Origin of the sequence: Pseudomonas sp. D47, assembly GCF_045447305.1 — a bacterium.
GTDB lineage: Bacteria > Pseudomonadota > Gammaproteobacteria > Pseudomonadales > Pseudomonadaceae > Aquipseudomonas.
Genome location: NZ_JBJGXU010000014.1, coordinates 44,636 through 57,590 on the forward strand (window position 1 = coordinate 44,636; position 12,955 = coordinate 57,590).

The window sequence follows — 12,955 nt, forward strand, 5'->3', positions numbered from 1 at the left end:
GTGGCGTGCAAGCATTAATCGAGTCGGTAGGGTCACTTTCGGCGCAACAAAAGAAAGCGTTGGCGGTAATGCTCAAGCAGCAAGGCATCAACCTGTTTGAGATTGCCCCGGTTTTCAAGCGTCAGGAAGGCGAGCCGCTGCGACTCTCTTATGCCCAGGAGCGGCAGTGGTTTTTGTGGCAGCTGGAGCCGCAGAGCCCTGCCTACCATTTGCCGCGAGCGTTGCGCTTGAAAGGCCAACTGGATCGGGCGGCCTTGCAGCGCAGCTTCGATGCCTTGGTTGCCCGCCATGAAAGCCTGCGTACCCATCTGCAGCAGGACGTCGACGGGGTGTTGCAGGTGGTCCGCCCGCACCAGCAGGTTGAGGTTGCTTATGAAACGGGCGATGCCTCGCAACTTGAGGCCTGGGTGCAAGCGCAAATTGCCCATCCTTTCGACCTGGAGCAAGGCCTCTTGCTGCGGGTCAAGGTCTTGCAACTGGCACCGGATGAGCATGTGCTGGTACTGGTGTTGCACCACATCGTGTCTGATGGCTGGTCGATGCAGGTGATGGTCGATGAGCTGGTGCAGATGTATGTCGCCTACAGCCAGGGCAAAGACGTGCAACTGCCCGCGTTGCCGATTCAATACCCGGACTATGCGCTGTGGCAGCGCAGTTGGATGGAGGCTGGCGAGAAAGAGCGCCAGCTGGGTTACTGGCGTGAGCGGTTGGGCGGTGAGCAACCAGTGCTGGAGTTGCCGTTGGACCACCCACGGCCGGCGGTTCAGAGCTACCGTGGCGCACGCCTGGATATCAGCGTGGAGGCAGCGCTGGTCAATGGTCTCAAGGCATTGGCGCAGCGTGAGGGCGTGACCTTGTTCATGCTGTTACTGGCGTCGTTCCAGACGCTGTTGTATCGCTACAGCGGCCAGTCGGATATCCGCGTCGGCGTGCCGATTGCCAACCGCAATCGCGCAGAAACTGAGCGTCTGATCGGGTTTTTCGTCAACACCCAGGTGCTGAAAGCGGATATCGACGGGCAAATGACTTTCAGCCAGGTGTTGGCGCAGGTCAAGCAGCGCGCCCTGGAAGCGCAGAGTCATCAGGACTTGCCATTTGAACAGTTGGTCGAGGCCTTGCAGCCCGAACGCAGCCTGAGCCATAACCCGTTGTTCCAGGTGATGTTCAACCACCAGACCGAAGGCCATAAAACGCGTGCTGCGCAGCAATTGCCAGGCTTGGCGTTGGAGGCTTTGGAGTGGGGTGATCAGAGCGCGCAGTTTGACCTCAGCCTGGACACTCAGGAGTCACCCGAAGGCCTGGCGGCTTCGTTGACCTATGCCACCGACCTGTTCAACGCGGCCACCGTTGAGCGCATGGCGCAGCATTGGCAGGCACTGTTACGGGCGGTCGTCGCGCGCGCGGGAAATCGCGTCGCGCAACTGGCGATGTTGACCAAGGATGAGCAGCGCCGCGTGTTGCACGATTGGAATCACGCTGCTGCCGCGTTCGTAGAGTCGACGGGCGTGCAGAGCCTGTTTGAGGTGCAGGCGCGGCAACGGCCGGAGGCTATCGCCCTGTGCCTGGGTGAGCAAACCATCAGCTATGCCGAGCTGAACCGGCAAGCCAACCGCCTGGCCCATTATCTGATCGACCAAGGCGTCGGCGCCGAAGTGATGGTGGGCGTGGCGGTGGAGCGCTCGTTTGCGATGGTGGTTAGCCTGCTGGCGGTACTCAAGGCCGGTGGTGCGTATGTGCCGTTGGACCCGCAATACCCGCGCGAGCGCCTGTTGCACATGCTTGAAGACAGCGCTGTGCGCCTGGTGGTGTGTCAATCGTCAGTGCCGTTGCCGCTGCCGGAACACATTGAGCGGCTGGATCTCGATCGCCTCGATGGCGACCTGCAAGGCCGCTTTGAGCACAACCCCCAGGTCCAGGTCGATCCGCAGAACCTGGCTTACGTGATCTACACCTCCGGTTCCACCGGCAAGCCCAAGGGCGTGGCGATCAATCACGCGGCACTCACTGAATTCTCCAGTATCGCCGCCGGTTATTCGCAGTTGACCCAGGCAGATCGCGTGCTGCAGTTTGCGACCCTGAACTTCGATGGGTTTGTCGAGCAGTTGTACCCGGCGCTGACCCACGGTGCCACGGTGATTCTGCGCGGCCCCGAGTTATGGGACAGCGCGCGGCTGTATGAGGAAATCATCACCCAGGGCATTACCCTGGCCGACCTGCCAACCGCCTACTGGAACCTGTTCCTGCTCGATTGCCTGGCCACCGGGCCGCGCGCTTACGGCGCGCTTCGCCAGGTGCATATCGGTGGTGAAGCCATGCCGCTGGAGGGACCGGCGCAATGGTTAAAAGCCGGCCTGGGCCATGTACGATTGCTCAATACCTATGGCCCGACTGAAGCGACGGTGGTGTCGAGTGTGCTGGACTGCACATCCGCCAATGAAATCATCGGCGCCACGGCCAGCCCGATTGGCCGCGCGTTGCCAGGTCGTGCCCTGTACGTGCTGGACCGCGACCTGAACCTGGCGCCGTTGGGCGCAGTGGGCGAACTTTACATCGCCAGCCACCGTGGCTTGGCACGCGCCTATTTGAACCGCGCACTGCTCACGGCTGAACGCTTTGTGCCGGACCCGTTCGGTGACACCGGCGAGCGCCTCTACCGCACCGGCGACCTGGCGCGCTGCCGCGCCGACGGCGTCATTGAGTATGTGGGGCGGGTCGACCACCAAGTTAAAATCCGTGGTTTGCGTATCGAACTGGGCGAAATCGAAGCGCTGTTGCTGGCCCAGCCGGGTGTGCGCGAAACCTTGGTGCTGGCGGCCGACAATCAACTGGTGGCCTACCTGGTCGCCGAGCAGCAAGACGCCGAAGCGCTCAAGGCCGCGCTGCGTGAACAGCTGCCGGACTACATGGTGCCGGCCCACTTGGTCTTCCTTGATCGCATGCCGTTGAACCCGAACGGCAAGCTGGACCGTCAGGCACTGCCCAAACCTGATGCCTGCCAATCGCTGCAGGCCTGGGTCGCGCCGGTGACTGAGCTGGAACAGCAAGTTGCTGCTGTATGGGCTCAAATCCTTGGTGCTGAACGGGTAGGGCTGACGGATCACTTCTTTGAAATGGGTGGCCATTCGCTGTTGGCGATGCAGGTGGTCTCACGCCTGCGCCATGCATTGGGCCGTGAAGTGCCACTCAAGCTGGTATTCGAACAACCGCGCCTCGAAGGCTTTGCCGCCGCCTTGCACGCATCGGAGGCGGTGGTGGGCGAACAGGCGCCGGCACTGGTTGCGGTCGGACGCGATCAACCGTTCCCGCTGTCCTATGCCCAGGAGCGCCAGTGGTTCCTTTGGCAGCTGGACCCCGGCAGTGCCGCTTACCATATCCCCAGTACCTTGCGCCTCAAGGGGCAGTTGGATACCTCCGCGTTGCAGCGCAGTTTCGATGTGTTGGTCGCCCGCCATGAAAGCCTGCGCACGTACATCGAACCGCAACCGGACGCTGCACGGCAGGTTATTCGCGCGCAGATGGCGTTACCCATCCCGTGCGTTGACGTGCAAGAACCCGACGTGCAGGCGCACGTTGAAGCCGAAATCGCGCGGCCGTTCGACTTGCAAGCAGGGCCGTTGCTGCGTGTGACGTTGCTGCGCGTGGCAGCGGACGAGCATGTACTGGTGCTGGTGCAACATCACATCGTCTGCGACGGTTGGTCGATGCAGGTGATGATCGACGAGCTGGTGCAGCTCTACCAGGCGTTCAGCCAGGGCCAGTTGTTGCAATTGCCGGTGATGCCGATCCAGTACGCCGACTTTGCCGTATGGCAGCGTACTTGGATGGAAGCCGGTGAGAAGGCGCGCCAACTGGCCTACTGGCGCGAACTGTTGGGTGGCGAGCAACCGGTGCTGGAGTTGCCGTTCGACCACCAACGCCCCGCGCAGCAGAGCCATCGCGGTGCGCGTCTGGATGTGCCATTGCCCGTCAGCCTGGCCGAGAGCCTTAAAGCTCTAGCTCAGGCCCAGGGCGTGACGATGTTTATGCTATTGCTGGCCTCGTTCCAGACGTTGCTGCACCGCTACAGCGGCCAACAGGACATTCGCGTCGGTGTGCCGATTGCCAACCGTAATCGGGTCGAGACCGAGCGCCTGATTGGCTTCTTCGTCAACACCCAGGTGCTCAAGGCCGACCTCGACGGGCACCTTACGGTTGCCGAGCTGCTGGCCCAGGTCAAACAGCGTGCCCTGGATGCCCAGGCCCATCAGGACCTGCCGTTCGAGCAACTGGTGGAAGCCTTGCAGCCGGAGCGCAGCCTGAGCCTCAACCCGTTATTCCAGGTGATGTTCAACTATCAGAGCGAAGGGCGGCTGGGCGCCCCGTCGCAGACGCTGTCGAATTTGCACATTGAAGGCCTGGAGTGGGAGCGCCGTACCGCGCACTTCGACCTCGACCTGGATGTGCATGAAAGCGCAGAAGGCCTGTGGGCCTCGTTGGGCTACGCCACCGATTTGTTCGAGCCTGCGACCATCGAGCGCATGGCGCGCCATTGGCAGAACCTGTTGCAGGCGATGGTTGCTGACCAGCAGCAAACCGTTGCCCAACTGAAGCTGCTGGACTATGACGAGCAGCAGCACATTCTGCAGCTGTGGAATCGCACTGACTCGGGCTTCTCGGCGCAGCGTTTGGTGCATGAATTGGTCGCTGATCGTGCACGGGAAAACCCGGATGCCGTGGCGGTTAAATTCGATGCGCAGACCCTGACGTACGGCGAATTGGACCGCCAAGCCAATCGCCTGGCTCACGCGCTGATCACCCGTGGTGTCGGCCCGGAAGTGCGCGTGGCGATTGCCATGCCGCGCAGTGCCGAAATCATGGTGGCGTTCCTCGCCGTGCTCAAAGCCGGTGGCGTCTACGTGCCGCTGGACATTGAATACCCGCGTGATCGCCTGCTGTACATGATGCAAGACAGTCGCGCCAAACTGCTGCTGACCCACACCAGTGCCTTGCAGCAACTGCCAATCGCCGATGGCCTGGCTACCTTGGCCATTGACCGAACAGAGGAGTGGAGCGGTTACAGCGACACCGCGCCGCAAGTCGACCTGGACGGCGACAACCTCGCCTATGTGATTTACACCTCCGGCTCCACCGGCATGCCGAAGGGCGTCGCCGTTTCCCACGGCCCGTTGGTGGCGCACATCATCGCCACCGGCGAGCGCTACGAAACCAGCCCGGCCGATTGCGAACTGCACTTTATGTCCTTCGCCTTCGACGGTTCCCACGAAGGCTGGATGCACCCGCTGATCAATGGCGCCAGCGTCTTGATCCGCGATGACAGCCTGTGGCTGCCGGAATACACCTACGCACAAATGCACCGTCACAACGTAACGATGGCCGTGTTCCCGCCGGTGTACCTGCAACAGTTGGCTGAGCATGCCGAACGCGACGGTAACCCACCGGCGGTACGCGTTTACTGTTTTGGCGGCGATGCCGTCGCTCAAGCCAGTTACGACCTGGCATGGCGCGCGCTGAAACCGACTTACCTGTTCAACGGCTATGGCCCGACCGAAACCGTGGTCACGCCACTGCTATGGAAAGCCCGTCGAGGCGACCCATGCGGTGCCGTTTACGCACCCATCGGCACACTGCTGGGCAACCGCAGCGGCTATGTGCTGGATGCACAACTCAACCTGCAACCGATCGGCGTGGCCGGCGAGTTGTACCTGGGCGGAGAGGGCGTGGCCCGTGGTTATCTGGAGCGCCCGGCCCTCACCGCCGAGCGTTTTGTACCCGACCCATTCGGCAAGCCCGGCAGTCGTGTGTATCGCAGCGGCGACCTGACCCGTGGCCGTGCGGATGGCGTGGTGGATTACCTCGGCCGTGTCGACCATCAAGTAAAAATTCGCGGCTTCCGTATCGAACTGGGCGAGATCGAAGCGCGCTTGCGCGAACAGGACAGCGTCGGTGAAACCGTGGTTGTGGCCCAGGAAAGCCCGAGTGGTAAGCAACTGGTGGCGTATGTCGTAGCGGCAATCGCCCACGTCAACGAAACCGAGTTCCGCGAAGCCCTGCGCCGCGCTCTGAACACCTGCCTGCCGGACTACATGGTGCCGGCGCATTTCATGTTCCTGGCGCAAATGCCGTTGACCCCCAACGGCAAACTTGACCGCAAGGGGCTGCCGCCGCCGGATACGGCGCAGTCGCAGGGTGTGTGGGTTGAACCGGTCACGCCGTTGCAGCAGCAGGTGGCAGCGATCTGGGCGCAGGTGCTGGGGGCCGAGCGTATTGGCCTGACTGACCACTTCTTCGAGCTGGGCGGGCACTCGTTGCTGGCCATGCAGGTGATCTCTCGCGTGCGGCAACTGCTTGAGCGCGAAGTGTCACTGCGCACCTTGTTTGAACAGCCGCAACTGCAAGGGTTTGTGCTGGCGCTGCAGGCCGCTGATCGTGACCTGGCGCCGACGATGGTGGCGGTCGGGCGCGATCAGCCGTTAGTGCTGTCCTTTGCTCAGGAGCGCCAGTGGTTTCTTTGGCAACTGGACCCCCACAGCGCTGCCTACCATATTCCGAGCATTTTGCGCCTGAGCGGTCAGCTGGATCAGCAGGCTTTGCAGAGCAGCTTTGACGCACTGGTCGCACGGCATGAGAGCTTGCGTACCCGTATCAATCAGCAGGATGAGCGCGTGGTGCAAGTGATTCGCCCGGCCGAGCCGGTGCTGATTGCGCGGGTAGATGCCCTTGAAGCCACGCTACAGCAACAGGTGGAAGCCGAAATTGCGCGGCCTTTCGACCTGCAACAAGGGCCACTGCTGCGCGTCACGCTGATGCGCCTGGCGCAGGACCTGCATGTGCTGGTGCTGGTGCAGCACCATATCGTCTCCGATGGTTGGTCGATGCAGGTGGTGGTCGATGAGCTGGTGCAGCTGTACGGCGCTTACCGCCAGGGTGAGGTGGCGCAGTTACCGGCGTTGGCGTTGCAGTATGCCGATTACGCGCACTGGCAGCGCCAGTGGATGGCGGCCGGGGAGCGCGAGCGCCAATTGACGTATTGGCGCGCGCTGCTGGGGGGCGAACAGCCGGTCTTGGAGCTGCCGACTGCGCGTGCGCGTCCGGCGGTGCAAAGTTATCGTGGCGCGAGCCTGGACGTCGAGTTGCCGGCGCAATTGGCCGCTGGGCTCAACGCCTTGGCCCAGCGCGAAGGTGTGACGGTGTTCATGCTGTTGCTGGCGTCATTCCAGGGCCTTTTGTATCGCTACAGCGGCCAGCGCGACATCCGCGTCGGGGTGCCGATCGCCAACCGCAACCGTGTCGAAGTCGAACGTCTAGTGGGTTTTTTCGTCAACACCCAAGTGCTCAAGGCCGAATTCGACGAGCAACTCACCGTTCGCCAGTTGCTGCAGCAGGTCAAGCGCCGCAGCCTGGATGCCCAGAGCCACCAGGACCTGCCGTTCGAGCAATTGGTCGAAGCGTTGCAGCCGGAGCGCAGCCTGAGCCATAACCCCTTGTTCCAAGTGTTGTTCAACCACCAGAACGATGCAGGCCTGGCCACCCAGGGCCGACACTTGCCTGACTTGCGTGTGGAAGGCTTGGACTGGGGCAGCCAGACCGCGCAGTTCGACCTGAGCCTGGACACCCAGGCATCGGCGGATGGCATTTGGGCCACACTCACCTATGCGACTGACTTGTTCGAGCCGGCGATGCTCCAGCGCATGCTTGGTCACTGGCAGAATATCTTGCAAGGCATGCTCGACGACCCGCAGCAGCGCGTCAGCCAACTGCCGATGCTGGACCGCACTGAGCAACGGGTGGCGCTGCAAGACTGGAACGCGACCGAGCAGGGCTACACGCAGCAGCCCGTTCACCAGTTGATCGAAGCGCAAGCCCAGCGTACCCCGCATGCGCAGGCGTTGGTCTTTGCCGAACAGCGCCTGACCTATGCTGAGCTCAACCGCCGCGCCAACCGTCTGGCCCATTGTCTGATGGCGGCGGGTGTCGGCCCGGATGTGTTGGTGGGGGTCGCCGTCGAGCGTTCGATTGAAATGGTCGTCGGCCTGCTGGCGGTGCTCAAGGCCGGTGGCGCTTATGTGCCGCTCGATCCTGAATACCCGCGCGAGCGCCTGGCCTACATGCTGCAAGACAGTGGCGTGAAGCTGCTGCTGACCCAGGCGCATTTGCTCGAGCAACTGCCGATTTCCCCAGGGTTGGAATGCCTGGTAGTGGGAGAGTCCGGGTTCGAGGGTTACAGCGATACGAACCCTGGCATAGCACTGTCTGGCGAAAACCTGGCTTACATGATTTACACCTCCGGTTCCACCGGCCAGCCCAAAGGCGCAGGTAACCGGCACTTGGCGCTGACCAACCGCTTGTGCTGGATGCAGCAAGCCTACGCGTTGAGTGCCAGTGACACGGTCTTGCAAAAGACCCCGTTCAGCTTCGATGTCTCGGTGTGGGAGTTTTTCTGGCCGCTGATGACGGGCGCAAGCCTGGTGGTCGCCGCCCCCGGTGATCATCGCGACCCCGCCAGGCTGGTGGCGCTGATTAACGCCGAACGCGTTACCACGCTGCACTTTGTGCCGTCGATGCTGCAGGCGTTCCTGCAAGACACCACGGTGGGCACCTGCCAGACCTTGCAGCGCATCGTGTGCAGCGGCGAAGCGCTGCCGGTGGATGCGCAGCAGCAGGTATTCACCAAGCTGCCGCAGGCTGCCTTGTATAACCTGTATGGCCCAACTGAAGCGGCTATCGACGTGACCCATTGGGTTTGCGTTGACGAAGGGCGTGACACGGTGCCCATTGGCCAACCCATCGCCAACTTGCGGACCTACGTGCTGGATGCGGATCTGCAGGCGGTTGCCGTGGGCGTGGCGGGCGAATTGTACTTAGGCGGCATCGGGCTGGCGCGCGGCTATCATCGGCGCCCGGGGCTCACGGCCGAACGGTTTATCGCTTCACCTTTCAAGTCGGGAGAGCGTCTGTACCGCACCGGCGACCGCGTCTGCCAGCGCGCCGACGGGGTTATCGAATACCTGGGGCGCCTGGATCATCAGGTTAAGCTGCGCGGCCTGCGTATCGAGTTGGGCGAGATTGAAGCGCGCATCCTCGAACATCCACAGGTGCAAGAGGCCTCGGTGCAGGTTATCGACGGCCAGCAGCTTGTGGGCTATCTGGTATTGCAGGCCCCGAGCGAGCACTGGCGCGCGTCTCTCAGCGCGTATCTCCTGGCGCATCTGCCTGACTACATGGTGCCGGCGCAGTGGGTGCTGCTGGCGCAGATGCCTCTAAGCCCCAATGGCAAGCTGGATCGCAAGGCATTGCCAAGGCCCGGTGCGGATCAACGGGAGCGTGCCTATCAGGCGCCGCAGAGCCCATTGGAACAGCGCCTCGCGATTATCTGGAGCGAGGTCCTGGGCGTCGAACAAGTGGGCTTGAATGACAACTTCTTTGAGCTGGGCGGGCACTCGCTGCTGGTGCTGATGCTCAAGGAGCGCATCCGCAAGGCTACCGGGACATTGCTGTCAGTCAGCCAATTAATGCTCAACCCGACGGTGGCGGGGCAGGTGGCGTGCCTGGGCGGCGACACCCGCCACTCGTTGATCGTCAAACTCAACAGTCAGACCCAAGGCACGCCACTGTTCCTGTTCCACCCCAGCTACGGTTCGGTGCATTGCTACAAGGCCATCGGCCTGGCGCTGCGTGAGCAGCGGCCGGTGCTTGGCGTGATCAGCCGGGCACTGGTCGATGAGGGCAGTGAAGTACCCACCTGGCAGGCCATGGTGGAGGACTACACCGCACAGCTGCTCGAGGCCGTGCCGCAAGGCCCGTATCGCTTGGCCGGCTGGTCCCTGGGCGGCAACTTGGCCATGGAAGTCGCTTACGCGCTGGAGCAGGCTGGGCGGGTGGTGGAGCTTGTCGGTTGGATCGACGCATCGCCGCCGTATTGGCTCAGGGCCTACTGGGACACGGCGGTGGTGGCGGATGACAGTGAGTTGCCGGTCAATCAACGTCGTGTGGAGCTGTTACAGGTCATGTTCCCGGACTCCAGCCAGTCGATCCAGGTTGCCTGGTTGCAAAGCCAGACGGTTGCTGGTGAAGAGGCGCAGCAATGGCAGGCCTTCAGCGCCTGGGCCGAAGGTGCGCTGGGTGAGACCTTTCTGGAGATCAAGAACTCCTTGCTTGATGGGGATGAAGCGCAGATCTCCTGGGCGCTGGATCGCGCCCTGGGCCAGCGCCTCAAGGATGCCGACTTCAAGCCGATCAACGCGCCGATCAGTTGCTGGTGGGCCGCCGCGAGTCGGGCTGGCCAGCATCGTCAGTTGATAGAAGCAAGCATGGAGCAGGTCATGGGCTGGCCGTGCATTGAGCAGTCAGTGTTGATCGACTCTACCCATGATCGAATCATCGATAACCCCGCGTTCGTGCAGAGCTTTGCCGATGCAATGAAGTAACACCCTGTGTAAAAGCAACGCCCCTGGACAGGTGCCCAGGGGCGTTTTTTTATGCGGGTTATTCAGCACAGGGCCTTTTCAGCGGGCAATAAAAAACCCCTGGTCATCCGCGATGACCAGGGGTTTTGTGCTAGATCAGAAGTTCCAGCGGGTGCTGAGCATCACGTTACGCGGGTCACCGTAGTAGGCCGAGTTGTAGAAGCCGATGTTGGTGTAGTACTTCTTGTCGAAGATGTTGTTGACGTTAAGGGTCGCCGAGACATTCTTGGTCACCTGGTAGCGGGCCATCGCGTCCACTACCCAGAGCGGGTCCTGGGAGAAGTTTTCCGTAGTGCCTTTGGCGTAGTTGTTCAGCAGTTTCCAGCCGGTACCCTGCCAGCGCACGCCGGTGCCCAAGGTCAGCTTGTCCAGTGGGCCGGTCAGTTTGTAGCTGGTGTAGAGATTGACCTGATCTTCCGGTTCCCAGGTGGAGAGCTTCTGGCCTTGTTTGTCGCGCATGATCTTGTGGGTATAACCCGCTTGCAACTGCCAGCCCGGCGCCAGTTCGCCAGAGATTTCCGCCTCGTAGCCTTTGGTCTTAGCTTCGGTGCCCAGAGATGCGTAATCCAACCCTGGGTGGCTGTTGGGGATATAGGCGACGTCGTCGACTGCGCGGTTTTTCTCGTGGACTTCGAAGTACGCCAGGCTCGAATTCAGGCGGCCATCGAAGAACTCACCTTTGATGCCGATCTCGTAGTTCTTGCCTTCATCCGGTTCGAGCGGCTTGTCGTTGCGGTCGCGGTAGTCGTCTTGCGGCAGGTAGATCTCGGTGAAGCTGGCGTAGGCCGAGAAGTTGTCGTTGAGGTCATAGGTGAGGCCGGCGTAAGGCACGACCTTGCCGGTGTCCTTGACCTGGCTGGTGCCGCTGACTTCGTAGTTGTTGACCCGGGTGCCGAGGATCAGGTGCAGGTCATCTGCCAGGCTGAAGCGCCCGGTGATGTAGCCGGCGCTCTGGCGGGTCAGCTCGTCGTTCTTTTTGGTCCGGGGGCCACGGTCCGGCTTGGGGGCGTCGCCGTCCCAATTGAAGTAGTCGTGGCTGTTGTTGTAGTTGGTGGCGTTGGTGTAGTCGTTGCCCAGCCAGCGCGAGCGTGAGACCGAGGTGCCGACGACCAGCTCATGCTCACGCCCGAACAGGCTGAATGGGCCGGTGGCATACAAGTCGCCGGTGTCACTGGTGGTTTCACCGATGTAGGTACGGGTCAGCAGCGAGGCTTTGCCGGTGACCGCGTCTGGCGACAGCAGGGCCGACAGCGGCGCTTTATAACCGTTGATCTGGTGGTTGTACTGCGCCTTGCCGACCCAGCCGTTGTCGAACGTGTGTTCCAGGGTCGCGAAGGCTGTGCGCGTGTACTGCTTCCACTTGCTGTACTTGGCGCCGTTGTTGAAGGAGCGCGGCGTGCTGATGCGGTTACCGGCCGAGTCAAACAACGAGGCCGCACCGGACCAACTGGAACCCTGTGGGTTGCTGTCCTGATAGTCACCGCCAATGGTCAGCAGCGTATCCGGCGCCAGGTCGAATTCGAGGATGCCGTAGTAGACGTTGGTCTGGCGCTGATAGTGATCGAGGAACGTGTGTTTGTCCTGGTAGGCCGCGACAGCACGGCCGCGCACATTGCCGGACTCGGTCAACGGGCCGCTGATATCGATTTCCGAGCGATAGTTGTCCCAGGACCCCGCGCCCAAGTCGACATAGCCTTTGAATTCCGATGTGGGTTTTTTACGCACCATGTTGATGGTGCCGCCCGGGCCACCGGCACCGGTAAGCAGGCCGGTGGCGCCCTTGAGGATTTCGACGCGGTCGTAGATCACGGTGTCGGTCAGGGTGTGGCCCGAGGAGTACTGGGCATCCTGCAGAATCGGAATGCCGTCGTACTGGAAGTTCTGGATGGCAAAGCCACGGGAGAAGTAACTGGTGCGCTCGCTGTCATAGGTCGCGACCGTAATGCCCGGCGTGTGGCGCATGACGTCGTCGATGGACTTGAGGTTGAAGTCATCCATGGCCTGTCGGGTCACCACGGAGATCGACTGCGGCGTCTCGCGTGGGCTCAATACCATGCGGGTCGCGGTGGCAATGGTGCCGGGTGTGTAGGAGCCGGAACCTTCAGTGATGGTCCCCAGCTGGTTGGCCGTCACCTGGGTCGCGCCCAGCTCCAGTGCCGACGTTCTAGCTGCACTGATGGTAAACGAGTTGCCTTGCAGGTCGTAACTGATACCCGTGTCGGTCAGCAAGGTGGTCATGGCCTGGCTGGGTTGTAACTTGCCCTTTATCGGGTGGCTGCGTTTGCCTTCTACATCGGTCGGGCTGTACAGCACCTGCAAATTGGTCTGGCGGCCGAATTCCTGAAGCGCGCTCCCCAGCGGCTGTGCAGGCACGTTCAATTCGATTTCCTGAGCCTGCACATAACCCGCCACCGGCAACGCCATTGCAAAGGCAAGGCTGCTGGGCAGGATAGGGATGTTCAAGAGGCGGCGCATGGAGAGTGCCTTGCTCA

General features: G+C 61.8%; 2 protein-coding genes. One reads left to right on the forward strand and one right to left on the reverse strand.

Going from position 1 to position 12,955, the window contains the following annotated elements; translation table 11 throughout:
- The first annotated feature begins 5 nt into the window (after positions 1-5).
- Positions 6-10,424, forward strand: a complete 10,419-nt coding sequence (locus ACI77I_RS12200; protein ID WP_406997647.1) for an amino acid adenylation domain-containing protein — start codon at positions 6-8, stop codon at positions 10,422-10,424.
- A gap of 135 nt (positions 10,425-10,559) precedes the next feature.
- Here ACI77I_RS12200 and ACI77I_RS12205 read toward each other — a convergent pair whose 3' ends face one another.
- Positions 10,560-12,938 (reverse strand): TonB-dependent siderophore receptor, encoded by a 2,379-nt coding sequence (locus ACI77I_RS12205; RefSeq protein ID WP_406997648.1) that lies wholly within the window; start codon positions 12,936-12,938, stop codon positions 10,560-10,562.
- Between the last annotated feature and the right edge of the window lie 17 nt (positions 12,939-12,955).

Coding starts and splice junctions, on each gene's coding strand:
- ACI77I_RS12205 (WP_406997648.1), bottom strand. CDS start 12,938: ATGCGCCGCCTCTTGAACATCCCTATCCTGCCCAGCAGCCTTGCCTTT.